Below are 22,368 nucleotides of genomic sequence, written 5' to 3'. Positions count from 1 at the left end.
ATTTGGTAATGAGAACCAGATTTAATGTTTACGGTTTTAACTTCATGACATTAAATTCAGCATCTGCTAATAGTTTTGGATCTAAAACGGTGTTGGCTTGCATCCAACGTTTTGCCAGTTTGACTAGCTTCGAGTCATTAATGGCAATCATGTTGAGCAAACGATTTTCATGGTCCAGATATAAATAGCTCACCTGATCTTCATCGCCTTGGCGAATGACCACTTCCTTTGTTTTTTCAGGCTGATAAGTACCTAAAATCTGGATGTTAAAGTGATATTGATCAGACCAAAGCCATGGAATATCGCTATATTCAGTTTCAATTCCGAGCATTGATTTCGCTGCGGCAATCGCCTGATTTTGCGCATTCGACCAAGACTGAATGCAATAACCCAAGCCCGGATGAATCGCAACATCACCTGCGGCATAAATGTTTTGATCTGAAGTTTGCCCAAAACAATTCACCACAATGCCATCTTTCACATCGAGACCAGCGTGTACACCTAACTCTTTGGCAATATCAGCGCCCGCACCTACCACAACACAGTCAAATAACTGACTATTTTGTGGGTGATTCACCACTTCAACTTTCTGATTAGGCGCTTCAACCAAATGAAGGCTCTTGCTGTCTAAATGAATTTGTGTACCTTGGGCTTCATGTATATTTTTTAAAAATGCAGACACTTCCAGACTCACACTTCTTGCACATAAACGGTCGCCATATTCAAAAATATGAACATCTTTACCTTGCTTACGTGCAGTTGCTGCAATTTCTAAACCAATCCAGCCACCGCCAATCACAGCGACATTTTTTGCATTCTTTAAAATTTCAGCCAAACGTTCACAGTCTTGCACATTGCGTAAGGTCACAACATTTGGAATGAACTGCCATGTATTGACCGGTACACGTGCACGGCTTCCGGTTGCAATCAACAATTTGTCATACGGCAAAACTTGGCCACTTTCTAAATGAACCTGTTTTTGCTCACGGTCGACTTTTGTCGCAATTTCCGGTTTATGCCATTGAACCTTGAACTCTTGAACCTGCTCAGGAGAGAACAGATTCAAACTTTCATAAGTTGCTTCTTTTGAAAGTACTTGCTTAGATAGTGGTGGACGCTCATAAAACACTTGATCTTCATTTGAAACCACGTGAATTTCGCCCACATAACCGTTTTGGCGTAGTGTACTTACTGCCCATCCCGCTGCCTGTCCGGCACCTACAATTACGATCTTTTCCATAGCCATCTTCCTTGTTCAGCAACACCTGTTAAACAGGCTTCACCTGACGGCGGGTTGTGTCATCAAGACCACCTTCAATCGCCCATTCGGTGAAAAGCTCTAGACGATGTTCTTCTACACGTGGCTGCCATTCTTCTGTCAAATAGTCATCGTTGGTGTAGTACTCAAATGCACCACCCAATGGTGAGTTGACGTACCAGAAATAAGCAGAAGAAATTGGATGACGTCCCGGTCCAATAAAAGTTGACCATTCCGAACGATTCATATTTAAACCGCCCCCAATCACCTCATGGATATCACGTACTACAAACGCAACGTGATTTAGACCAGCAGGTTTATTTGGAACACTGAGCAAGAATAAATCATGGTGATAACCTTCACCGCGGCAACGTAAGAATGCACCACGATTTTTATAGGCATCCGATAAATGAAAGCCTACTTTTTCAATATAGAAATTTTCGGTTGTTGCCAAATCCGGTGTGAAAAACACCACATGTCCAATCGCAACAGGTTGACCTTTTTCATAGACAGGACTTGCGGCATTAACACGTTGAATGTTGCCGTATTGGTTAATGCCTTCCGTTTTAAGTTCTTGAACATCTTTCACAAAACTTTGTTCAAAACGAATGGTCATGCCATTTGGGTCAAGACACTTAACTGTATTTTCAGTACGTTTAAAACCTTCTACATCGGCCAAACGTACTGCTAAGTCTTCTAGGTCTTGTGTGCTTTCAACACCCCAGGTGACTTCACGTAAAGTTGAACCTTGTTCAATAGCAACTGGCAAACGCTCATCATCACAATTAAATAAATAAATCTTGCTGCCATTTTGGGTTTGGTAAAGATCTGTACCTTCAATATCAGAAGTACTTTGACTTAAACCAAAATCTGCCAAAAACTTGTTTGAAGCGGCTCTATCTTCAACTCCAAACTTTAAAATCTCGATCCCTGTAATCATTTGACTACTCCTTAGTTAAAGACAAAACCGCCATTGACCGGAATATTTTGACCTGTCACAAAAGAGGACAAATCCGACAGTAGATACAATGCTGTTCCATTTAAATCTTGTGGAAGTTGCTGACGTTGAATCGCTCTTCCGTTGACATATAAATCGTGACGTTCTTGAGGCACATACTCGGTTGCTTCAACCAAAGTTAACCCCGGAGACAACGTGTTGACACAGATATTGGACTGCCCCAACTCTCTTGCCATTGAACGCGTCATGGCAATAATCGCACCTTTACTCGCAACATAAGCCATTAGGTTCGGTGCACCCCAAAGTGCTGTATCAGAAGCAACATTAATAATTTTGCCAGCCGCCGATTGCTTTAGATGGGGAACGCATGCCTTACTGATTAGCCATGTACCTTTCACATTAATATTCATGACCCGATCCCAAAGTTCAGGATCGTAATCAATCATATTTTTTCCACCAACATTGGTTGCTAGTGCCGCACAGTTCACAAGGCCATCTAGTCCTTTTAATACTTCCACGCTTTTTGCAACCGCATTTTCAATAGAGTCCGCATTGGCAAGGTCAACGGTGACAGCATGAACGTTTAGCCCTTGTTTCTGTAAAGCTTGTGCTTCTTGTTGCACCAAGTCAGACAAAATATCTGCCATTACAACTTCAGCACCTGCCTCGGCAATAGCTTGAGCAAAATCTCGACCTAAACCACGCGCAGCACCAGTCACTAAAACTTTTTTGCCTTGCAACAACGCTACATTAGCCATGAGCTTCTTCCTGCATCTCGATACGGTTTGATGCATTTAGCGCAGCAATTTTCTTTAATTGCTTTTCAGCTTCTTTTTTCATTAAACGGCGTAAACGTGCAAGCCCAACATCATGTTGATAGAGGAACTCTTTTTCACGCGCATGTGGTGCAAGGTTTTCTAAAATAATTCGGTCTTGTTCCAATACATCCCAATGCAATTGTTCTAAATGATTGCGATACAAGAAGCGCCATACATTTCGTTGCCAACCACTCACCTTACGGCAGCGCCAGAAAAATACACGGGTATTGTTGGCATCAATTGGCGTTGCATAGCCCACAATCCAGAACTCACCACCTGGGCCAAATTGCTTACGGTATGGAATTGAAAGTCGTAACCAACTCGCACCTGTTGAACCATATTCAACCCAGTCGAAGTTCACACCTAATTGACCTTCTTTTTCAAAAACAAAGCCATTATCGGTGGTACGGTGTTTCATCTCTGCGGTACGATCACCATCTGCCATCGAGTGCGATGTTGCATGTAAATAACTACCATGCATTGGGTCCATCACGTTATCAATCGCGTATTGATGGTTTACTTTCCAGTCTGCTTGGCAAAGGAACGCACTCCACTCTTCGCTTGTAAGTTGCTCTGGGAACTCAAGCGGTTTTGGCTGTTCGTTTGCATCAATACCAAACCAGATAAAGATTGCGCCATGCTGCTCAATTACTGGATAGTTCTTTAAACATTTAGTTCCGGTCATTGGACATTCATGAACAGCTGGCACATCGGCAACCACACCATCAGCACGAACTTCAACACCGTGATACCAGCAAGCAACTCGGTCACCCAAGTTCCAACCAAGTGAAAGACGTGCACCGCGGTGTGGACAGCGGTCTTCAAGCGCATGAACCTGACCTTCAGCATCACGCCAAACCACAATGTTCTCACCTAAACGAGTAATTCCAACTGGATTAGCAGCGACTTCCCAACTTGCTAAAACAGGATGCCATTGGTCACGTAAACCAAGTTCTAAATATTCTTCAGCGCTTTGTGAAGTTGATACGATTGCGTTCATTTTATTCTTCCCTGAATCAATAACCTAAACGTTGCATTTCTTCTGTAAAGCTTGCAGAAGTCCATTCATCACCAGATTCACAGCGGAAACCCTGTTGATTAAGTGCAGAAACAACATCATCTAACTCTGTTGCGCCCGCAGAAAATGCTTGAATCAAGTTTTTTACAAAATCTTGTTCGTAGAGCGTTGGTTCTTTATAACGTGTTTGCCAAACCAACAATTCAGATTGACCAGGAATTTGAATATTGTTGATACCTGCTTCGGTTGCCGGCGTTGCATGAATCCAGCTTGCCAACTTTTCATTAAATGTCTTCATTGTTCTGCTTCCTTGTACATGTGAGGACTAGAGTTGAATTTGAATATCCTGTCCTTCAACACGAACTGGGTACGTACATAGGTTTCTACACCCGGGTCCACTTTTTAGCTCACCTGTCTGAATGTCAAAAATTGCTTCGTGCAATGGACATTCAACAGTCTGATCTTCGATAAATCCTTCGGTTAATAAGGCATACGCATGAGGGCAAACATTTTCGATAGCAAAGTAATTTTCGTCGACGAAAAATACGCCTATTTTTTTCCCTTCAATTTCGATGGCTTTCGGCTCATCTTCGCTAACGTCACCCTGCTGACAAACTGAGATCCAACTCATACCTTGCGTCCTCATTTTGTTTTATATACAAAACATAATTTGATTTTCAAAACACAGGCTAAGCATAATACCCTTGATCATTTTTTGTCAAAGTAAAAATAAATATAAAATTCATTTACTTAATTAATTTTAAATATTTTGTTACGTTTCAAACAAGAAACAAAGTTTTGAATATAAAAATTGTTTTATGCATTTTTAACAATTACAATAGTTATAAAATAAAGCAGCATGCCCCAAATTGAATCATGTTTTATTTATAGGAAAATGACACGAATGAGCATAGCAATTGAAGAAGATTCGCAAGAATCAGAAACAACAAAAAATGATGATCGTTATTTAGTACCCGGACTTGTACGGGGTTTAGCTATCTTGCAAGCATTTAACCAACAAGCGCAAGAAATGACCATTACAGAAATTGCTGAAATTTTAGAAGTGAACCGTTCTAGTGCATTTCGTCTAATCTATACACTCGAATCTTGTGGCTATTTAAGAAAAGCATCTCAAAAAACTTATGCTCTCGATTCTAAAGTCATGGAACTTGGGTTTAACAGTTTATCTAAACTTTCATTACTCGATTTATCGACACCATTAATGAAAGAACTACGTGACCAAACCAAACTTGCGGTACACCTTTCTATTTTAGAAGGCACTCATATTGTCTTTGTAAATAACATTCAGTCGATGGGAACCTTCACGAGCAACATTAGTTTAGGGACTCGCTGGCCTGCTCATGCAACCGTCATTGGTCAAATGTTATTGTCTGATTTACCTGAAACTGAAGTACGTCAGCGTTACCGTAACTTTGATGATTGGGATAGTTTTTCTGAACTGACTCCAACCAATTTAAAAACCCTATTACAAAGATTAGTCTATGTAAAAACCCAAAAAACCATGGTGAGCTGGGGTCATTACAATCATGATATGGCAGCCTGTGCGGCACCTATTTTTAAACAATCAAACGGTAAGATGGTTGCTGTTATCTCTGTGAGTTGTCCAATTACCACTTACGATGAAAGAACATTTAAAGAAGATATCGCAAGCCTCGTTGTTGAAACAGCAAACAAAATTTCCAAATTTATTTATTAAAAAAAAAGCGACGTTAAGTCGCTTTTTTTGTGATTTTATTTCTTAAATTAAAAATTACACTTCAATACGTTCCCATTCGTATCTTGAAAAATCAGTACCGAAAGGCTTTCTTTAATATCAAGTTTTAAATACTGCTGTTTAAATTGAACAACCGCATAAAACTCTTCAGCACCATCATCTAAGCCAGTCGCAGAAATCTGGCTGCCTTGTGGGAAATCTTTGAGCCATTCAGCATTATAGAAATCTGACACTGAACTAAATTCACAATACTGTTTTGGCTCTACCATTATTTTTGCAGCAATCAGATCAAACTGTTGTTGTTTATAGACATCTAAGCTCAACAACATGATCACTCTCCAAATTAAAGCTGGTTAGAGGCTAAAAGCTGTTTCTTTTTAACTTTTTCCCATTGATACCAACCATAAGCTGCCATCAAAACAAATGCTGCATATAAAGCAGCTGTTAAAAATAAATCTTTATAGATAAACATGCCCACATAAATAATATCGACAAATACCCAAAGTACCCAAGTCGCAATATGCTTTCGACTGGTCCAATACGTTGCAAGTAAACTAAAGGCTGCAAGCTGGGAGTCGAGCATAGGCACTGCTGCATCGGTAAAGTTTTTAAGAATTAAACCAAACAGTAAACCACCTACCGCAGCAATAATCATTTGGATGATAGCGGTTTGAACTGCAATAGGTTCAATTCGAATGTCGTGATCTTGCTGCTTTCCTTTGAACCAATAGTAAAAGCCATAAAAATTTACGACCATAAAAAAGAACTGCAAAATTGTTTCGCCATATAGCTTAAATTCGTAAAACAAATAGGCATATAAAACAAAGGCAAAGAAATTAAACAGCCAACACCACATATTACGGATGACGGTTAATCCAACTCCAATGAGACTAATTAAGACCGCAAAGATTTCTAGAGGTGACATAAGCTGCTTATTGAGATCAATTTGACGAGGTATTATGAGAAAAATATGAAGCTAAGCAAACTACTAATTTAAAGTAATCAAAAAATCTATAGTTCATGCTTGAATATAATTTGTACTTTTCTATTTCTATGTTATAAAAATATCATCTGTATTTTTAATATACTTATCATGTTTTTATCTAAAACCCATTGTTGTCTAGCGCGTCAATCATACGCCCCAGAGATTAAGTTCTATGTGGTCAATTGGCGACGTCCTTATTTTGGACAATTTGGCGCTTTAGATACGAAAATCGAGATATTTAATTTGTAATATATCCTCTGATTTTCATCACAAGCCGCCATAAAACGCGGCTTTTTTTATGCCCTTTTAAAACACCAAAGAACAAACTTTCTGGAGCTTTATATGAAGCCATTATTTGAACAACAGAGTATATCCACCCCGCAGATTCAGCCGGCTGTAGCATTATCTTCATCTCCGACTCGCCTTGCTACAGCCGGCCAATTTATTGCTGTCGTCATTATTTGGTCGCTTACTCCACTCGCGGCCGTCTGGACAGTACAAGAAATTCACTGGGCATGGGGATTATTTATTCGATTCAGTTTGGCAATTCCAATCGCCTTGCTGTGTCTAAGATTTTTTCGTTTAAAGCTCATCTTTAGTAAAAAAGCTGTTTTAAGTTATTGTGCTGGAGCCATTGGCTTATTTGGATCTATGGCCTTTTGCTACATGGGTGCAGATAAAGTTCCCTCTGCCATTATTTCAATTATTTATGGCACCTCTCCGTTAGTATCTGGACTGATTAGCTCTTTTTTATTAGGACGCGAACGTTTTTCAGTGTGGCAATGGCTTGGACTCGGTATTGCTCTTGTCGGAATGAGTTTTACTTTAGGGCTATCTTCCTCAGGTTTTCAGCTCAACCGCATCGGTATTCTATTAGAACTGATCGCGATGCTGTTTTATGTCTTGTCGACGTTTGCCGTGAAATCTGTCGGAGCGCATATTCCGCCCATTACACAAATGACAGGTGCTACCCTTGTCTCATGGGTCGGTTATGTATGCTTGTTACCTTTCTTTTGGTCGCATCTTCCAACTGAATTTCCAAGTCTGAAAATTTCTTTAGCAGTGCTCTATAGCGCGGTTTTTTCATCTGTACTTGCCATGATTTTTTATTATCAGCTCATCAAAATACTACAACCAACGACTGTGCTACTTATTACCATTATCACCCCAGTGTTAGCCACATTTTGGGGAACATGGTTCAACCATGAGCAGCTCAGCTCACATCTTATTTTAGGTTTAACTCTGTTATGCCTAGGGCTATTGATGTACTCACGTCGTCCAACATAATATTTATAACCTGATTGAGAGCACTCATCAGGTTATTCTCTCCCTCATTCTTACATTAAACTTAATAATAAAAACTTAGTTTTATTTTAATCGCTCTTCTATTTTTGTTTACGGAATAGTCAACAAATTGTATTTGACACTTTTTAAACGAACGTTTAAAAACTTATTAAAAATAAACAAAGGACATCAAAAAATGTCAAATCAAGAAGGAAAAGTCAGCCGTGAAACTCGTGGACATATTTTTTTAATCGGTTTAGATCGAGCAGCAAAACGTAATGCCTTTGATAGCCACCTGATTAAAGATTTATCACTGGCGCTTACCGAATATGAAAATAATGATGCTCTTCGCTGTGCAATTATCTTTGCTCATGGCGACCATTTTACGGCCGGATTAGATCTAGTTGAGTTACAACCCAAGCTCGCTACAGGTGTTTTTGATTTTAGTGATGAAGAAGTGAACCCTTGGGGTACAGTTGGACGAAAACTGAGTAAACCATTGATTGTTGCGGTACAAGGTTATTGCTATACCGCTGGTATCGAACTATTTCTGAATGCAGACATTGCTTTAGCAAGTGAAAATACTCAGTTTGCACAGATGGAAGTTCAACGTGGCATCTTACCTTTTGGTGGAGCAACTGCACGCTTTACTCAAGCTGCGGGTTGGGCCAAAGCTATGCGCTATTTACTCACAGGTGACTCTTTTGATGCAAAAGCCGCCTTTGATATGAATCTGATTACAGAGATATGTCCAGAAGGTACTCAAATCAACCGTGCAATAGAACTGGCTGAACATATTGCTCAAGCCGCACCACTTGCTGTAAAAGCGACCCTCGCTTCTGCCCGTGAAGCCATTAATGAAGGTTATCAAACCGCATTTAGCCAATTACAGGGCCATCTTCAGCCTTTACTCACCACAGAAGATGTTCAAGAAGGTGTGTTTGCCATGTTGCAAAAAAGACCGCCTGTTTTTAAAGGTAAATAAAATTTCATCACGCTAGAAAAATAAAGAGAAAAGCAATGCAATCAGCAACTCAAATCAATGAACAGCTTAGCCAAACTTTACAATTCCCAGCTTTAGATGGCTATCAACTCAAGGGCACACGTTACTTTACAACGACACCAGCTAAAGCAAATATTGTCGTTGCGGGAGCAACGGGTGTGCCACATGAGTTTTACCGCCGCTTTGCTGAATATATGACGCAATTTGGCTTTCAGATATTCACATTTGACTATCGAGGGGTAGGAAAATCGAGTCCAAAATCTTTGAAAGGATTTGATATGTCTTATTTAGATTGGGGCAAACTTGATTTAGCAGGTGCAATTGAATATTTATCAAAAGAACCATTACCTCTTTTCATGGTTGGTCATTCCTATGGTGGCCATGCGCTAGGTCTACTACCTAATCATGATAAATTATTGGCCTGCTATACATTTGGTACAGGTGCGGGTTGGCACGGTTACATGCCACTGAAAGAACGTTTTAAAGTTCAAGTGGTCTGGAATATTGTGTTTCCACCTATCGTTGCCGTGACAGGTTATTTGCCTTGGAGCAAATTTAATATGGGTTCTGATTTACCCCTCAATGTTTATAAACAGTGGCGTAAATGGTGTAAAAACCCTAAGTATTTTTTTGCTGATCCAGAACAACAACACTTAATTGAACAATATGCTTCTGTTAAAACCCCAATTTATGCAGTCTCTGCCCTAGATGATGATTGGGCTTTACCCGCTTCTTGTCGCGCATTTATGCAGCATTATCGACAAGCTCAAGTCTCATACGTCAGTCTTAAACCTCAAGATGTTGCGATGAAAACCATTGGCCACATGGGCTACTTTAAAAAAGATGCTGAACACATCTGGAATAAAATCCGCACCACTTTTGATGATTTTTTATAAAACTGCTTTATGTTTTGGATAATGTGAAATGAGACCGCAAAAACTGACCAAAGAAGATCTGCTTAAGCACTGCGCTTTGCAGTTCAAAACTTATGGATATGCAGGAACAAGCATGGACATGCTGGCAAAAGCTTGCGGCCTCACTAAAGCTTCTTTTTATTATTATTATCCAAATAAAGAAGCGCTTTTGCTTGAAGTGTTAAATGGTACTCATCAATATTTAATCCATTCTTTATTTGGAACAACTGCAAGTTCAGAACTCTCAGCCATTGAACGTTTTGAGCAAATGCATAAACGTGCTGTTCAGTTTTTCACCCAAGGTGTGAATGGTTGCCTGATTGGGGTAATTTCAATGGAAGCGGCGTATGGTTCACCTGAAATTTTAGCCAAAATACGCAGTATTTTTCAGGACTGGCAACTGGCTATTCAGTCTATTTTTGCTTGTTGCATTGCTCAAGATCGAGCTGAGATTTTAGCAAAACAAAGTATTGCTGATTATGAGGGAGCGATATTGATGTACCGTGTCACTCATGATGAGTTTTACATCAATCAAGTTAAGCAACGTATTCTTGGATTTCTTAATTCTTAAAAAAATAAAGCCCACTTAAAGTGGGCTTTATTTTATGGCTAATCGTTATTCAACTCTAACGATTTTACCTAATTCATCGTGGTGAACGACTGTAATTTTTTGGCTACGCCCCTGCTCAATTTCATGTTCAGGTAAATCGAAGTAGCGCGCATAATCATCAGTCTGTTTTGCTTTAAGTGCACTGCCACCGACACGGCGCTCTGGTAGCAAATGGCTCCATAACAATAAGCAAATTGCACAAGCAATTAATGCGGTAAGGCCATGTTCAATTCCTACACCAAAGGCACTAAATAAACGGTGTACCAAATGAGTTTTTTGTAATTCAACCAATAGCCATACAAACACGAACGGACGCCACAACAACAACCAAACCGCCCACATCATGGCTGTGCTTGTTGTAGAAGCATAGCGTTTATGCCATGGTAATTGACGGCGTAAATCAATAATCAACGAATCTGTCTTCATTTCTCTCTTTACCTAACGAAGTGCTGTGGTTTTTCCCCAGACATCAATACAGCACGATCTTTAAAATCTCATGACTCTTGCATTTCATTCTAGCGAATGCCCCGATCCGGGCTCACCCAACGTGCTCGTTTCTCATCTCCACGTCGTAAGACTTTTGGAAATGCCACAATGGTTGCTGAAATAGTGATTAGCCAAAAGACCAATGGATACCAGATCATCCAGAAATAGTTTTTTCCTAGATGCGGTTCATAACGACTATCCATCCATTTGCTTAAAGCAAACTGAATTAGACAGGTTGCCCCCAATAAAATACCCGTACCATACGGTAAAAATGGGGAGCTCACAACAGCTAATGCAGGTACTGGTAAAATAAAATGTACCAACCACAACAAAGCCATCGCTAGCATTAAATATGACCAGACTAAAGTTAAGCAAAGCTCAAACATTAAAGGCCATAAAAAATTCAATTTTGGTTTAGTGAACACATCAATATTTTTAATTAATACTTGTGCACCGCCCATTGCCCAACGTAAACGTTGTTTCCACAACCCATTGAGGGTTTCAGGCATTAAAATCCAAACCAAAGCATTGGGTTCAAACTCAATATCCCAACCTGCACGCTGTAACTTCCAAGTAATATCGATATCTTCAGTCAACATATTCGGTGACCAATAATCGACTTGGTGAACGGCGCTTTTACGAAAAGCCGTAATTACCCCCGATACGGTAAACAAGCGACCAAAAGTACGCTGTGCACGTTTAATCATGCCCACAATCGAAGAAAACTCACCGACCTGAATACGCCCTAACAAAGTTGAGCGAGTACGGATACGCGGGTTTCCAGTAACAGCTGCAACCGTTGGATTTTCAAGGAAATGACGAATCATCCACTTTGCTGCATGTGGATCAAGTAAAGCATCACCATCAATACCAATTAAAAACTCGGCATCGGTCATTAAGCTTCCGGCTTGCAACCCCATGGCTTTACCTTGGTTTTGCGCCAAATGAACAACACGCAATTTTTCATGTTGTTCTGCTAAGCGGTCAAGTACTTCACCTGTATTATCTGAGCTGCCATCATTAATCGCGATGACTTCAAAATGAGGATAGTCCAGTTTTAAAGCATGGCTAATAGTTTCTTCTGCATTATCCCCTTCATTAAAACAAGGAACTAATACAGCGACTTTTGGATAACTTTCCAATGGAGCTGGTTGATAGTAAGGCGGAGCCTGACGTTCTCTCCAATAGAAAATGATCGCACCCATCATCCATAAATACGACATGAATAATGGATAGTAAAAAACGAATTTTAAGGCATGCGACCATATTGCAGCAAAGATTGTCATGTTTCAGCCTCGACTACGGCACAAGACGAGATGATTTTTCAGCAAATGCTTTATGCATTACGTCAACATCCGGGTGATCTTTGATTGGATCATCTGGGTAATATCCGACATGCATTACACCTTGCTGGTATAGTGAATGAATTGTTGCTGCCATTTCAGTTGAAGGTACCTTTTCATTTTTACGCCAGTCGGTTGCCTGTAATTCAAAAACGGTTTTCTTGAGGCCATTAGGATATTGTTTCACGCGATCAATCATGTCTTTATAGAACTGATCTGAATTATCGACCTGCTCCATATAAGGCATTGCCATAATAGCTGTAAAATCGTAATGCTTTAATGACTCTTCAAGCGATTGTGAATACCAGTTTTCTGCATATGGTTTTAAAGCCACCTGCGCATATAAGTTACGTGCAGTTACCAAGAACGGCTCATATTGTCTCACGTCATCAACGAGTTGCATTGCAAAATCATCTAAATATTTTGTCTTATATGCAGTCCATTTCTGCAAGTCTTGATCGTTATCACGGATTTTTGCTAAATCTGTTGGTAAACCTTGTTTTGCATAAGCCTTTAAAGCATCAGGGCTTGCATCTTCATAATCAGATAAGGTGACGTCGTCATGGAATAAAAGTCCGTTAAACGGCGTTGATTTAGCTAAATCCTGATAAATTTCACGAATAGTTTGGCGTGCATCTGCTGAGAACGGACTTAAACGGATATAACCCATATTAAGGTGTTCACCCGCTTTTTCCTGCTGAGTTACCACCAAGTCCTTAGAAACAGGATCAGTTTTTGGTAGTTCCCACGCCAATAACGGCATCCACGCATAAATACGGCTTACAGAAGTACGCGTTTGAATTTGCCATGCAACACGGTTAAACAAGTCTGCACGCATTGGAATATGGCGGTTTGGGAAATAAACCATATCCGCAGAACCATTCGCATCTGGATCTGAAAATGCCTGTAAATAAACTGTATTTACACCCATGCCATTAATTCGATCTAACAAGTGTCCTAAATTACGCTCTTGTTGTTTCGGGTCTGGATCATAAATATAGTCCAGATCGACATGCATGATTTTTTGCGGACGATTATTATCCGTTAAATTTAATTCACGGTTTTTAATTTCTTGAGCCAAATCATCAGTTGTCATTCCACCTTCTACCAAAATACGGCTCATATTTTGTAGAGATTGTTTTGCATGGTCTGCCCCATCATCAAGTGTAATGGTCACTGGCATACCCAATTTTTTTGCAATTTGGACAGTTTGCATATTATAGCGACCATATGGCCATACCATAATACGTGGCGAACGTAAGCCATGCGCTTTTAATAAGTCATTGTTCTTTTTCAGGTCGTTATAGATTCGTGCTTCATATTGTTTATCGTTTTCATATGTTTGTGTTTTAACATCATAAAAACGAGTCGTTGCAGCAGGTTCAGAGTTACCTTGTGGGTTACCTGTAATACCACGATGCAAATGATAGCTATGATTAGCAATTTCTACAAAACCACTATCTTGCATCTCTTTAAGTTCATTCCAGCTTAAGATTTTATCACGTGGAATTTCTTCACCCGAAAAATCTACTTTTTGGCCAGCTTTTGGCTCTAACCATGAACCCACTACAGCCAAAACAACCGGAATCTTTTTAGCTTTAAGAACTGGATAAGCATTTTGATAAAAAGACTGATAACCGTCATCTACAGTTAATAAAACTGGTTTTGTAGGCAGTTGAAATTTACCCTGATGAGCACGGATCAACTGATCAACCGTAATAAAATGGAACCCGTTTTTTTGTAGCCACTCAACGTGCTGTGTAAATTGTTGAGTCGTCACTGCATATTGAGGAATTAACGCATTTTTAGTATCGGTAATTTCATGATAACCAATCACCGTGAGTGTTGAAGCGTCCAGTTTAGGTGGTTTGGCTAATGCCATGCCTGACAAACCTGCCAAAGCCAAGCCAAGTGATATGTTCAACAAAGGAGATGCAAAGCGGATAATCATGAAATAGCGTCTCAATAACAATATAGATTACTTATGTGAAATTTGATGTTAGGGCACAAACTTTTTGAAAGTTGGTCTTAATATCACACTGCTCACAAATGAACAGTTTTTCAGTCAGCATTTATAATCAAATAATCTGAAAATAATCTTAAATATTCAAAAAGCTAAAATATAAATTAATAATGTATTTATATTTAAAGCTCATATAAACAAGAAAGCCCCCTAAAGGGCTTTCAATTTTCACTAGTCACGAGTTTTGACATCAAATAATTCAATTTCAAAAATTAAATTAGAATTCGCTGGAATAATTTTACCCATTTTACGCTCACCATAAGCTAAATGAGCAGGCACGATTAACTTACGCTTTCCGCCAACTTTCATTCCCATAATGCCTTGATCCCAGCCTTTAATTACACGACCTGTTCCAATCACGCATTCAAAATAGTTACCGCGGTCAATTGAAGAGTCGAATTTAGTGCCGTCTTCTAACCAACCTGTATAGTGAGTTGTAATCAAAGCACCTTTAACCGCTTCTTTGCCTTCACCTACTTTTAAATCGATAATTTCTAATTCATTTGACATGGTTTAACCCTTAAACTGAATTTCTAAAATCGCAATTAGTACTTAGTGTACCAACTGAATCTGTAGAATTTGTTGCGCTTTTCTAAATTACTGTAACTGTGTCCAAACAACATTTGCCTGACCCTTTTCACCTAAAAGCGTCCACTCGTTGTCCATCACATTTAATTGTAGTTGCATCGTACGCTCACAGAGCTGTTCAAGCTCGGCTGTACTTTGAGGGGCAATTTGCCACACCTGAACGTTACTTAAAGTTTTAATTTTACTGTTTCGCTTCCACCAGTCTTCGACTTGTGTGCCATAAACAACAACCGCAACCGTTTTACAACGCGCACTGGCTTTTTTAACTTTATCTTCAGACGGCAAACCGACTTCAATCCAGGTTTCTAATTGACCCGTTAAATCTTTTTGCCATAACGCTGGCTCGTCAGTTTCAAAAAGGTCTTTAGTAAACTCAAGCTCATCACTTGCGAAACGGGCAAAAGCCATCAAACGAACCATTAAACGTTCTAAAGTTTCCGAAGGATGCAAGGCAAGCGTCAGTTGATAATCACCATAAATATGGTCATCCATATTGGCAATATTCAAGTCTGCCTTATAAATTGTTGCTTTAAGCGCCATGATTAATATGTTCCAAAATTTGGCGCTAAGGATACTCGATTTTAGGTAAAAATTATAAAAAAACTAAGCAATCCACCGCATAGTAATTGGAAATTTGCATATTCTTCCAAAACGCTCAGCTTGCTTTAGAGTTGGCCAGCTTTTTGCTTGAAAGAGAAATATTCTCCTCTTGCTAAAATTGATGACTTATGTGGCAAAAGCTTAAACGTAGTTTATTTTTACAGGTTCTTTGTGCTCTCTTTCTAGGAGTTGCAGTTGGGGCTGGTTTTCATGATTTCTCCCTATCTTTAAAGCCATTGGGCGATGGTTTTATTTCTTTGATTAAAATGCTGATTGCACCCATTGTGTTTTGTGTCGTTGTACTGGGAATCTATGGTGCAAACGATATCAAAAAAATGGGCAAAGTAGGTGCAAAAACGATTCTCTATTTTGAAGTGGTCACCAGTATTGCTTTAGTTTTAGGCATTATTGTGGCCTATGTATTTAAACCGGGCGTCGGTATGAATATCGATATCAGCCATTTAGACGCAAAAGATTTAAGTACCTATACCGAACGTGCTCATGAAATGCACACAGGTTCGGAATTTCTACTCAATATTATTCCGAAAACATTCACTGCTGCTTTTGCAAACGGCGATATTTTACAAGTTTTACTCATCGCTATTTTATTTGGTGTATCACTACTTTTAATTCCTAAACATTTGGCAGAGTTAGTACGTCAGGCGCTTGAAGCTTTTTCAGAAGTCTTCTTCAAAATTATGGGTCTGATTATTCGTTTAGCGCCGATTGGTGTATTCGGATCAGTGGCCTATACCACCGCCAAATTTGGTTTAGATTCCCTTCTACAATTAGGCTATTTGGTTCTACTGTTTTATGCGACCTGCATTTTATTTGTTGTGGTTGTCTTAGGTTCAATTTTAAAACTTGCCGGTCTCAACATCTTCAAATTTGTGGCTTATTTTAAAGATGAGTTAGCGATTGTTTTAGGTACAGCATCTTCTGACTCTGTTTTACCCCAAATTATGAAAAAGCTCAGAAATCTGGGAATTAAGGATTCAACGGTAGGTCTGGTCATTCCTACGGGTTACTCTTTTAACCTAGATGGGTTTTCAATTTACTTAACTTTAGGGGTTATCTTTATTGCACAAGCCTGCAATATTGATTTATCTACTCACGACCTGTTGGCTATTTTACTGGTTTCACTCATCACTTCTAAAGGCGCACACGGTATTCCCGGCTCGGCTTTAGTTATTCTTGCAGCTACCCTGTCAGTTATTCCAAGCCTTCCTGCAATTGGCTTAGTACTTCTACTGTCCGTAGATTGGTTCATTGGCATTATTCGTGCCTGCACCAACTTAATCGGTAACTGTGTTGCTGCTGTAGTGATTGCACACTGGGAAGAAGATATTGATCATGCTCAAGCCAAAGCAGTATTAGATACAAAACGTTAAAATCCATTATGAGAACATTAAATCATCTTTGGTTTAATGTTCTCTATTCTTTAAGCTGACAAGCAAGTAACGCCGTTTCAAAAGCCAACCAATCGTGATGATGTTCGCTAATGATTTCAATACGGTTATCAATACCCTCTTCGCCAGACTTATAATTAAACTGATCAGGATTAAAGTTAAAAACTTTCCAACCTTGATCTGTGTTAAAAATTCCCTTAATTCGAAGCCAGTCTTGCTGCGCACACAATAAATCTAGCAAATTATAAAAATCGAATTTCCAACGTTTAGGTAATTTCCAACCTGCCACAATATAGCCTTGTGCCGACTCGACATAATGATAAGGTAATTGCTGAATTTCCTTCTTAACCTCGGTTTCAGTCATTTGCTTTTGAAGTTTAAGTAAAGGCTGTATAGATCGCTCAGTTAAACGAGCAGCTACATCAATTTTATTTAACGCTAACTGACCATTTTCAGTTTTAATCCACTCTTGGTGATAAGGCTTGTATTCTTCTTTTAATAAATCAAGCGCCTGATCATCTTCAAAAGTCATCACATCAGTATGTGACACCACCACAATCTGGGCAGCTTTTAACTGATCTTCATAAAGGTTTTGTTTAACCCAGTTTGTATCGTGCAAACGGCTACCATCTACCACAGTGATTAATGCCCGCATGGCTAAACTACTTTGCCAATGAGGTTCGGTCAGTTGGTCAAATAATTGAGAAGGATGTCCAAGTCCAGTCGGTTCAATAAAGAGTCTATCTGGCTTTTGTTCACTCAATAAACGGGCTAAAGCAATATGCATAGGCAATTGACTGCTACAACACAAGCAACCACCTAATAATTCTTTAACTGCATAGCCTTCATCTTGAGGTAAGAGTTGTTGGTCTACTCCAATTTGCCCAAACTCATTCATTAATACAGCCCAGACTTCATCTTTAGGCTTTTGACTTAATAAATGCTGTAATAATGTGGTTTTCCCTGCCCCTAAAAAACCGGAAATAATATGGGTAGGAACAGTTTTTTGGGCAATAAATTTCACAAGCGACTCAAATCAACAAGGTTTCAAAACTAAGAAAGGTATATCACTGTTTAAATCCCATGAAAATGATTTTTCACTTTGAAGATATACTTTTCAATTATCAGGCTAAAACACTTAATATGTGACATACATCTCACTCAAAATCTAAATTAACTTTTGATAATTAAAATTCAAACGGAATATTCTATTTATCCGCATTCACAATTCATGCCAGAGTGTAAGTTTTACGTAACACAATTGATGTTTTTTCATTCGATAAGAAATATTTTTACACATTTTAAGGTGTAATTAAGTCCTTTAATTTTACAGATTCCGCACATAAACGGTCCGTATATTTCATATTGTTAAGATAGCCGTAATAGATTGTTAAGTTAATTGATGTAATCCAAACCTCGGCTTAGCATGTGTCCTAGCTTAGTCATTCAGCCATACAGGTTTCATGTAGGTACGAACGATTAGGTTTAATTTATTTTTAAATGAAATTTAAGGATGCCATAAAATGAAATTAGCTAAAACTTTACTCGCTACTACACTTGCTTTAACTGCTGCTTCAACTTTCGCTGCTTCTAAGCACGACCAAGCACATAACACTGCTGGTGAAGAAAAAGTTGTTGTTTCAACTCAAGAACAAGCAAACACTGCAAATGCTGCATCTGATGCTGTAGGTTCTGCTTCTGAAGCTGCTCCTGCAACTCGTTAATTCTCTCAGCACTCTCCTCCAAGCTCAGAGATAATTTTACTGAAATGAAATATGGACGCTGAATTTTAGTAAAGAAGAAAAAGGATCGAACCATGCTGCGGTTCGATCCTTTTTTTTAAGAAGATTTTTTATACATACTACAAGATGGGTTATGGTTTTCTTGTAGACGTAAAACTTTACGGTGCTCAGCTGCTTCAAAGCGGCAACGCTTCCACTCTGTATCAAGTTTCAAATGAGGAACTTCACATGGCTTGCCCTGTTCATCAACAGCAACCATAGTGAAATAACAGCTATTGGTATGGCGTACTGTGCGCTTCTGAATATTTTGGGCTTCAACACGTATTCCGACTTCCATTGAAGTACGGCCTACATGGTTAACACTTGCCAAGAAGGTTACCAGCTCACCTACATAAATAGGTTCTTTAAAATTTACCTTATCTACAGATAAAGTCACTACGTAGCCACCCGAATAACGACTTGCACAAGCGTAAGCGACTTGGTCTAGTAGTTTTAGAATCGTACCACCATGAACATTACCTGAAAAATTTGCCATATCAGGCGTCATCAAAACTGACATCGTCAATTCAGACTGATCATCAGTTGCTGTGGTTATTTCATCTAATGTAGGCATAGCTAAACTCTGTGTCTTAAAACAAGCTCAGTAAACATTATGGTTGATAATTCACAAAAAAAACATGCTTAAATCCACAACATAGCATTGTATTTTTTAATATCTTTGATTGTTTTTTAAAATTTAAATTTTTAAAGCATTATTTTTAAAGTTCTTTTTTAAAGCTTTTTTTATTTATCTTAGTTTTTTTAGAAGATGCTATGCCATTTTATTCCACACTAAATGGCATAGCACGATGTTATAAGTCGCTCGCTATACTTTAGTAATAACGCCTGTCACACCATTAATGATCATATCAATGGCGATCGTACCGATTAATAAAGCAGATAAACGCCCGACAATATCAAAGTAGCGGTCGATATGCTTGGCATGTTTATAGCGTAAATGATCATGTGAAAATTTCATCAAAATCAAAATACTACAGGTTAAAAATAAGGTAAAGGCAATCACTAGGGCTGCCTCACCAATTGACATTTCAATGCCTGTAACCACAGCAGCACTAATGGTGCCCGGACCAATCATAAACGGCATGGCAATGGTGCCAGCCAGATGTTCTGGCGCACCGCGCATTTCACCAATCGTATCGGCACCCTGAAAAACATAGCGATAGCCAATCACCAAAAAGATAAGTCCTCCAAATATCTGAAAGGCTTCAAAACGTACATTCAGATATTTACTAAAAATTGTTTCGCCGCCCCATGCAAATAGCATGAACACGACAAAAGCAATCAAACTTCCCTGAATCAGTGCTTTATTAAACACCTTGGCTTCTGAATGACGGATCAGGCCAATCATGTAGATGCTCATTAGAAATGGATTGAGCAACGAGAAAAATAAAGCAAAAGAATGTAGATAAGGAGAAGCCATGCATTTTCCTCTTAAGCTTGTGGATCTGGGAACAATGGACGATTCCCTGGGCTAATACGATTAATATGTAAGAACGTCATATGTCTTTCATATTTATCTAAAATGTCATTAATAACCTGTTCTTTACTATAACCGACCAGATCGTTATCTTGAGAGCCATCATAAAGATAGGTTTCAAGACGGTAATAGAACTGTTTACCTCGTTTCACACGTTGACTGAAGTTTGGTGCGCTATAGCGTACAGGCCAGATCTGGTAAACGAAGTTTTGTTCTTCTTCTAAATGAATAGTGAAATCCAGATGGAAAAGCGTCTCTTCATCTTCAAGCGGCGTTTGCTGCACATCTACATTCATGCCCTGCTTAATAAGTTCACCAGCAACGGCCTGAACAGCAGGTAGACAAACTGCATCTAGCATGCGTTGGGTTTCAGTGGTTCCCGGATGATGCATGACTCGAGTTAAACGCTGTTTCCAATTCAGAATATCGACATTACCTACCACTGGCGCTGCATTCATACTTCGACTGGCTTGCCGGTAATCTTCAAGCCTCAGCGACTTATAAAGCCCTGCCATCACAAGGAACATTACGAAACTAAACGGTAGTCCCATAATGATGGTCGCGTTTTGCAAAGCAGTAATTCCGTTGGTCATGAGCATGGCGAGCGTTAATAAACCAATTGCCACTGCCCAAAATACGCTTAACCAACGCGGAGCATCATTATCGATATTCGTAAGTTTAGTCGTGAAGTTACCTAAAACCAGCGCTCCCGAATCAGCAGAAGTTACGTAGAACAAAAGCCCTGTTACGGTGGCAATTGAAGCGATAAAGGTAAAGCCTGGATATTGTGCTAACAGGTCATAAAAACCATGAGCCGGATTTGCTAACACAGTCGCAGCTAAGGTTTGGTTGCCTTCAAAAATAACGCTGTGCAATGCACTATTACCAAAAATGGATAACCATGTAAGTGTAAATAGAAGCGGAATAATTAAGGTACCGCATACAAACTCACGAATGGTACGCCCTCTTGAAATGCGTGCCAGAAAGAGTCCTACAAATGGAGACCACGCAATCCACCACGCCCAGAAGAAGAAAGTCCAACTACTCATCCACTCTTTCGGCTGTTCAAAAGCAAAACTTTGTAATGCTAAAGCAGGGAAACGAGTTAAATAGTCACCAATATTTTGAACAAGGGCATTGAGTAAAAACTCAGTATTTCCTAAGAATAAAATAAACAGCAATAAACCGACCGAAACATAAATATTAATTTCAGATAAAATCCGTAGGCCTTTATTGACCCCAGATGTCACCGAAATAACACTAATACCGACCGCGACAGCAATTAAAATAAATTGCATCCAGATATTTTCTGGTAACCCCAATAACACATGTAGGCCATAATTCAGCTGTACCACTCCAATCCCGCAGGTCGTCGCAATACCAAAAATTGTCCCGATGACGGCAGCCGTATCAACACTATGCCCAATTGCCCCATTAATTCTGTTCCCGAAAATTGGGTAAAGTGCAGAACGAATGGTAAGTGGCAAATTATAACGATAACTAAAGTATCCCAATGACATACCAATCAAGGCATACATACACCAACCGGTTAAGCCATAGTGGAATAAGGTCCAGACCATACTTTGGCGTGCCGCCTCATAGGTTTGACCGGCTCCGACTGGAGGTTGCATATAATGAGATAATGGTTCAGCGACCGAGAAGAACATCAGATCGATACCGATACCAGCCGAAAACAGCATCGCAGACCAACTGAGTAAACTAAACTCAGGTTTTGAATGCTTAGGTCCTAATTTAATACTGCCGTATCTTGAACAGGCAATAAAAATCACGAAAACCATATATAACGTTGCGGCAAGCAGATAATACCAACCAAAGGTTGAGGTTACCCACTGAAGTACGGCGTTCATGACTCTATTTGCAAAATCATTGAACAAAAACGTGACGAGAGAAAAAATTAAAATAAGTACAGCTGAAAAATAAAAAACCACACGGTTGAGCGGGTCTTTTTTAGATTTAGATAATGTTAAATCATCAACTGCTCTTGGATTATCTGTTGCCATACAATCCTCAAGGAATAAAATAAAAACAAAATATTT

General features: G+C 39.2%; 24 protein-coding genes. 7 read left to right on the top strand and 17 right to left on the bottom strand.

The genetic code is table 11. From position 1 onward, the window contains the following. Nucleotides 1-28 precede the first annotated feature (28 nt). From AC1PJP_RS13330 to AC1PJP_RS13305, 6 genes are read right to left on the bottom strand one after another with little or no spacing between them, the layout of a single operon-like run. Nucleotides 29-1,240, bottom strand: coding sequence for an NAD(P)/FAD-dependent oxidoreductase (locus AC1PJP_RS13330; RefSeq protein WP_479767232.1), 1,212 nt, complete (start codon nucleotides 1,238-1,240; stop codon nucleotides 29-31). 28 nt (nucleotides 1,241-1,268) lie between these two features. Further along, the gene (locus AC1PJP_RS13325; protein WP_479767230.1) at nucleotides 1,269-2,198 is read right to left on the bottom strand and encodes a VOC family protein; all 930 of its coding nucleotides are present in this window, start codon (nucleotides 2,196-2,198) and stop codon (nucleotides 1,269-1,271) included. Between the two features lie 11 nt (nucleotides 2,199-2,209). Then, nucleotides 2,210-2,974: an SDR family oxidoreductase gene (locus tag AC1PJP_RS13320; RefSeq protein ID WP_479753880.1), complete on the bottom strand. Its 765-nt coding sequence runs from the start codon at nucleotides 2,972-2,974 to the stop codon at nucleotides 2,210-2,212. Then, nucleotides 2,967-4,034, bottom strand: coding sequence for a Rieske 2Fe-2S domain-containing protein (locus AC1PJP_RS13315; RefSeq protein ID WP_479767228.1), 1,068 nt, complete (start codon nucleotides 4,032-4,034; stop codon nucleotides 2,967-2,969). The genes AC1PJP_RS13320 and AC1PJP_RS13315 overlap by 8 nt, the downstream gene beginning before the upstream one ends. A gap of 16 nt (nucleotides 4,035-4,050) precedes the next feature. After that, nucleotides 4,051-4,350, bottom strand: coding sequence for a recombinase-like helix-turn-helix domain-containing protein (locus tag AC1PJP_RS13310; RefSeq protein ID WP_005070730.1), 300 nt, complete (start codon nucleotides 4,348-4,350; stop codon nucleotides 4,051-4,053). Nucleotides 4,351-4,377: 27 nt separating this feature from the next. Further along, a complete protein-coding gene (locus AC1PJP_RS13305; RefSeq protein ID WP_002117586.1) occupies nucleotides 4,378-4,683 on the bottom strand; it encodes a non-heme iron oxygenase ferredoxin subunit in 306 nt (101 codons plus the stop codon). A 273-nt stretch (nucleotides 4,684-4,956) separates the two neighbouring features. On the opposite strand from AC1PJP_RS13305, the gene AC1PJP_RS13300 reads away from it, so the two are divergent. Then, nucleotides 4,957-5,769, top strand: a complete 813-nt coding sequence (locus tag AC1PJP_RS13300) for an IclR family transcriptional regulator (RefSeq protein ID WP_005303269.1) — start codon at nucleotides 4,957-4,959, stop codon at nucleotides 5,767-5,769. A gap of 47 nt (nucleotides 5,770-5,816) precedes the next feature. On the opposite strand, the gene AC1PJP_RS13295 is transcribed toward AC1PJP_RS13300, so the two are convergent. Both AC1PJP_RS13295 and pnuC read right to left on the bottom strand, forming a co-directional pair. Then, a complete protein-coding gene (locus AC1PJP_RS13295) occupies nucleotides 5,817-6,116 on the bottom strand; it encodes a hypothetical protein (protein ID WP_479767226.1) in 300 nt (99 codons plus the stop codon). A gap of 14 nt (nucleotides 6,117-6,130) precedes the next feature. Next, a complete protein-coding gene (pnuC, locus tag AC1PJP_RS13290; protein WP_005303266.1) occupies nucleotides 6,131-6,712 on the bottom strand; it encodes a nicotinamide riboside transporter PnuC in 582 nt (193 codons plus the stop codon). 402 nt (nucleotides 6,713-7,114) lie between these two features. Between pnuC and AC1PJP_RS13285 the strand changes: the two genes are divergently transcribed. The 4 genes from AC1PJP_RS13285 (at nucleotide 7,115) to AC1PJP_RS13270 (ending at nucleotide 10,544) form a co-directional block, all read left to right on the top strand. After that, nucleotides 7,115-8,059 carry a DMT family transporter gene (locus AC1PJP_RS13285; RefSeq protein ID WP_479767224.1) on the top strand — a complete coding sequence of 315 codons (945 nt, stop codon included), beginning with the start codon at nucleotides 7,115-7,117 and terminating at the stop codon, nucleotides 8,057-8,059. Nucleotides 8,060-8,252: 193 nt separating this feature from the next. Then, nucleotides 8,253-9,041: a crotonase/enoyl-CoA hydratase family protein gene (locus AC1PJP_RS13280; RefSeq protein ID WP_479767222.1), complete on the top strand. Its 789-nt coding sequence runs from the start codon at nucleotides 8,253-8,255 to the stop codon at nucleotides 9,039-9,041. Nucleotides 9,042-9,061: 20 nt separating this feature from the next. Further along, nucleotides 9,062-9,955 carry an alpha/beta hydrolase family protein gene (locus AC1PJP_RS13275; protein WP_479767321.1) on the top strand — a complete coding sequence of 298 codons (894 nt, stop codon included), beginning with the start codon at nucleotides 9,062-9,064 and terminating at the stop codon, nucleotides 9,953-9,955. Nucleotides 9,956-9,983: 28 nt separating this feature from the next. Beyond that, on the top strand, nucleotides 9,984-10,544 hold the full coding sequence (locus AC1PJP_RS13270; RefSeq protein ID WP_479767220.1) for a TetR/AcrR family transcriptional regulator: 561 nt from the start codon (nucleotides 9,984-9,986) through the stop codon (nucleotides 10,542-10,544). Nucleotides 10,545-10,589: 45 nt separating this feature from the next. On the opposite strand, the gene pgaD is transcribed toward AC1PJP_RS13270, so the two are convergent. From pgaD to AC1PJP_RS13245, 5 genes are all read right to left on the bottom strand, one after another. After that, the gene (gene pgaD / locus AC1PJP_RS13265) at nucleotides 10,590-11,009 is read right to left on the bottom strand and encodes a poly-beta-1,6-N-acetyl-D-glucosamine biosynthesis protein PgaD (protein WP_005303256.1); all 420 of its coding nucleotides are present in this window, start codon (nucleotides 11,007-11,009) and stop codon (nucleotides 10,590-10,592) included. An 89-nt stretch (nucleotides 11,010-11,098) separates the two neighbouring features. Continuing rightward, entirely contained in the window at nucleotides 11,099-12,355 is a 1,257-nt protein-coding gene (gene pgaC / locus AC1PJP_RS13260) for a poly-beta-1,6-N-acetyl-D-glucosamine synthase (protein WP_479767218.1), read from the bottom strand. 13 nt (nucleotides 12,356-12,368) lie between these two features. Continuing rightward, on the bottom strand, nucleotides 12,369-14,363 hold the full coding sequence (pgaB, locus tag AC1PJP_RS13255; protein ID WP_479767216.1) for a poly-beta-1,6-N-acetyl-D-glucosamine N-deacetylase PgaB: 1,995 nt from the start codon (nucleotides 14,361-14,363) through the stop codon (nucleotides 12,369-12,371). Between the two features lie 243 nt (nucleotides 14,364-14,606). Next, nucleotides 14,607-14,945, bottom strand: coding sequence for an FKBP-type peptidyl-prolyl cis-trans isomerase (locus AC1PJP_RS13250; protein ID WP_002117532.1), 339 nt, complete (start codon nucleotides 14,943-14,945; stop codon nucleotides 14,607-14,609). An 87-nt stretch (nucleotides 14,946-15,032) separates the two neighbouring features. Then, nucleotides 15,033-15,563, bottom strand: coding sequence for a YaeQ family protein (locus AC1PJP_RS13245; protein WP_005303252.1), 531 nt, complete (start codon nucleotides 15,561-15,563; stop codon nucleotides 15,033-15,035). A 188-nt stretch (nucleotides 15,564-15,751) separates the two neighbouring features. Between AC1PJP_RS13245 and dctA the strand changes: the two genes are divergently transcribed. Next, nucleotides 15,752-17,014 (top strand): C4-dicarboxylate transporter DctA, encoded by a 1,263-nt coding sequence (gene dctA, locus AC1PJP_RS13240; RefSeq protein ID WP_479767215.1) that lies wholly within the window; start codon nucleotides 15,752-15,754, stop codon nucleotides 17,012-17,014. A 43-nt stretch (nucleotides 17,015-17,057) separates the two neighbouring features. Here dctA and AC1PJP_RS13235 read toward each other — a convergent pair whose 3' ends face one another. Continuing rightward, nucleotides 17,058-18,056, bottom strand: coding sequence for a CobW family GTP-binding protein (locus tag AC1PJP_RS13235; RefSeq protein WP_479767213.1), 999 nt, complete (start codon nucleotides 18,054-18,056; stop codon nucleotides 17,058-17,060). A 499-nt stretch (nucleotides 18,057-18,555) separates the two neighbouring features. On the opposite strand from AC1PJP_RS13235, the gene AC1PJP_RS13230 reads away from it, so the two are divergent. Beyond that, nucleotides 18,556-18,756: a hypothetical protein gene (locus AC1PJP_RS13230; RefSeq protein WP_000761577.1), complete on the top strand. Its 201-nt coding sequence runs from the start codon at nucleotides 18,556-18,558 to the stop codon at nucleotides 18,754-18,756. A 115-nt stretch (nucleotides 18,757-18,871) separates the two neighbouring features. Here the strand turns inward: AC1PJP_RS13230 and AC1PJP_RS13225 are convergent, their stop codons facing one another. The 3 genes from AC1PJP_RS13225 to AC1PJP_RS13215 all read right to left on the bottom strand — a co-directional run bounded on the left by AC1PJP_RS13225 (nucleotide 18,872) and on the right by AC1PJP_RS13215 (nucleotide 22,332). Next, a complete protein-coding gene (locus tag AC1PJP_RS13225) occupies nucleotides 18,872-19,387 on the bottom strand; it encodes an acyl-CoA thioesterase (RefSeq protein ID WP_005303245.1) in 516 nt (171 codons plus the stop codon). Nucleotides 19,388-19,639: 252 nt separating this feature from the next. Beyond that, nucleotides 19,640-20,254: a MarC family protein gene (locus tag AC1PJP_RS13220; RefSeq protein ID WP_004794054.1), complete on the bottom strand. Its 615-nt coding sequence runs from the start codon at nucleotides 20,252-20,254 to the stop codon at nucleotides 19,640-19,642. An 11-nt stretch (nucleotides 20,255-20,265) separates the two neighbouring features. After that, nucleotides 20,266-22,332 (bottom strand): choline transporter, encoded by a 2,067-nt coding sequence (locus AC1PJP_RS13215; protein WP_005303243.1) that lies wholly within the window; start codon nucleotides 22,330-22,332, stop codon nucleotides 20,266-20,268. Nucleotides 22,333-22,368: the final 36 nt, after the last annotated feature.

It is taken from the genome of Acinetobacter sp. V116_7 (assembly GCF_056735735.1).
The sequence above is the reverse complement of the archived record's forward strand: the minus strand, read 5'-3'. Positions and strand labels throughout refer to the sequence as shown.

What these genes read in the sequence shown, in the direction of transcription:
- AC1PJP_RS13215 (WP_005303243.1), bottom strand. Translation starts at nt 22,332, where the DNA reads ATGGCAACAGATAATCCAAGAGCAGTTGATGATTTAACATTATCTAAA.
- AC1PJP_RS13250 (WP_002117532.1), bottom strand. Translation starts at nt 14,945, where the DNA reads ATGTCAAATGAATTAGAAATTATCGATTTAAAAGTAGGTGAAGGCAAA.
- AC1PJP_RS13315 (WP_479767228.1), bottom strand. Translation starts at nt 4,034, where the DNA reads ATGAACGCAATCGTATCAACTTCACAAAGCGCTGAAGAATATTTAGAA.
- AC1PJP_RS13325 (WP_479767230.1), bottom strand. Translation starts at nt 2,198, where the DNA reads ATGATTACAGGGATCGAGATTTTAAAGTTTGGAGTTGAAGATAGAGCC.
- AC1PJP_RS13300 (WP_005303269.1), top strand. Translation starts at nt 4,957, where the DNA reads ATGAGCATAGCAATTGAAGAAGATTCGCAAGAATCAGAAACAACAAAA.
- AC1PJP_RS13270 (WP_479767220.1), top strand. Translation starts at nt 9,984, where the DNA reads ATGAGACCGCAAAAACTGACCAAAGAAGATCTGCTTAAGCACTGCGCT.
- dctA (WP_479767215.1), top strand. Translation starts at nt 15,752, where the DNA reads ATGTGGCAAAAGCTTAAACGTAGTTTATTTTTACAGGTTCTTTGTGCT.
- AC1PJP_RS13320 (WP_479753880.1), bottom strand. Translation starts at nt 2,974, where the DNA reads ATGGCTAATGTAGCGTTGTTGCAAGGCAAAAAAGTTTTAGTGACTGGT.
- AC1PJP_RS13295 (WP_479767226.1), bottom strand. Translation starts at nt 6,116, where the DNA reads ATGTTGTTGAGCTTAGATGTCTATAAACAACAACAGTTTGATCTGATT.
- AC1PJP_RS13310 (WP_005070730.1), bottom strand. Translation starts at nt 4,350, where the DNA reads ATGAAGACATTTAATGAAAAGTTGGCAAGCTGGATTCATGCAACGCCG.
- pgaC (WP_479767218.1), bottom strand. Translation starts at nt 12,355, where the DNA reads ATGACAATCTTTGCTGCAATATGGTCGCATGCCTTAAAATTCGTTTTT.
- AC1PJP_RS13225 (WP_005303245.1), bottom strand. Translation starts at nt 19,387, where the DNA reads ATGCCTACATTAGATGAAATAACCACAGCAACTGATGATCAGTCTGAA.
- AC1PJP_RS13285 (WP_479767224.1), top strand. Translation starts at nt 7,115, where the DNA reads ATGAAGCCATTATTTGAACAACAGAGTATATCCACCCCGCAGATTCAG.
- AC1PJP_RS13330 (WP_479767232.1), bottom strand. Translation starts at nt 1,240, where the DNA reads ATGGAAAAGATCGTAATTGTAGGTGCCGGACAGGCAGCGGGATGGGCA.
- AC1PJP_RS13245 (WP_005303252.1), bottom strand. Translation starts at nt 15,563, where the DNA reads ATGGCGCTTAAAGCAACAATTTATAAGGCAGACTTGAATATTGCCAAT.
- AC1PJP_RS13280 (WP_479767222.1), top strand. Translation starts at nt 8,253, where the DNA reads ATGTCAAATCAAGAAGGAAAAGTCAGCCGTGAAACTCGTGGACATATT.
- pnuC (WP_005303266.1), bottom strand. Translation starts at nt 6,712, where the DNA reads ATGTCACCTCTAGAAATCTTTGCGGTCTTAATTAGTCTCATTGGAGTT.
- AC1PJP_RS13305 (WP_002117586.1), bottom strand. Translation starts at nt 4,683, where the DNA reads ATGAGTTGGATCTCAGTTTGTCAGCAGGGTGACGTTAGCGAAGATGAG.
- pgaD (WP_005303256.1), bottom strand. Translation starts at nt 11,009, where the DNA reads ATGAAGACAGATTCGTTGATTATTGATTTACGCCGTCAATTACCATGG.
- AC1PJP_RS13230 (WP_000761577.1), top strand. Translation starts at nt 18,556, where the DNA reads ATGAAATTAGCTAAAACTTTACTCGCTACTACACTTGCTTTAACTGCT.
- AC1PJP_RS13220 (WP_004794054.1), bottom strand. Translation starts at nt 20,254, where the DNA reads ATGGCTTCTCCTTATCTACATTCTTTTGCTTTATTTTTCTCGTTGCTC.
- pgaB (WP_479767216.1), bottom strand. Translation starts at nt 14,363, where the DNA reads ATGATTATCCGCTTTGCATCTCCTTTGTTGAACATATCACTTGGCTTG.